The sequence below is a fragment of the Paracraurococcus ruber genome (assembly GCF_004353985.1).
Lineage (GTDB): Bacteria > Pseudomonadota > Alphaproteobacteria > Acetobacterales > Acetobacteraceae > Paracraurococcus > Paracraurococcus ruber.
Window position 1 is genome coordinate 1 of sequence record NZ_SMOA01000693.1, and the last position, 479, is coordinate 479.

The window sequence follows — 479 nt, forward strand, 5'->3', positions numbered from 1 at the left end:
GCCTGGCTGTTCGGGGCCGTCTGCCCCGCCCGCGGCACCGCAGCCGCCCTGGCCATGCCGCATGTCAGCGCCGAGGCCATGAGTCTGCACCTCGCCGAGATCGCCAGCCAGGTCACCGCCGATGCCCATGCCGTGGTCGTGCTCGACGGCGCAGGCTGGCATCAGACCGGCGGGCGCCTCCGCGTGCCCGACAACATCACCCTGCTGCGCCTGCCGCCCTACGCACCGGAACTGAACCCGATCGAGAACCTTTGGGAGTACCTGCGCGCCAACCTGCTCAGCTTCCGCATCTGGGACAGCTACGAGGCCATCCTCGAGGCCTGTTGCACCGCCTGGAACACCCTCGCCGCCGATCGAAGCCGCCTCGCCTCCATCACCACCAGAAACTGGGCATCGGTCAGTCTTTAAGGCCGTTGGTATGAGGAGACCTGTGCGCGGATGTGTTTGGACGCGACGCGCGCTGGGCTGATTCGCTGCCT

The 479-nt window shown here is 67.8% G+C and carries 1 protein-coding gene; it reads left to right on the forward strand.

Annotated elements, in window-relative coordinates:
• On the forward strand, positions 1-408 hold a 408-nt coding region (locus tag E2C05_RS32470), incomplete at its 5' end, for a transposase (RefSeq protein WP_192912582.1).
• Between the last annotated feature and the right edge of the window lie 71 nt (positions 409-479).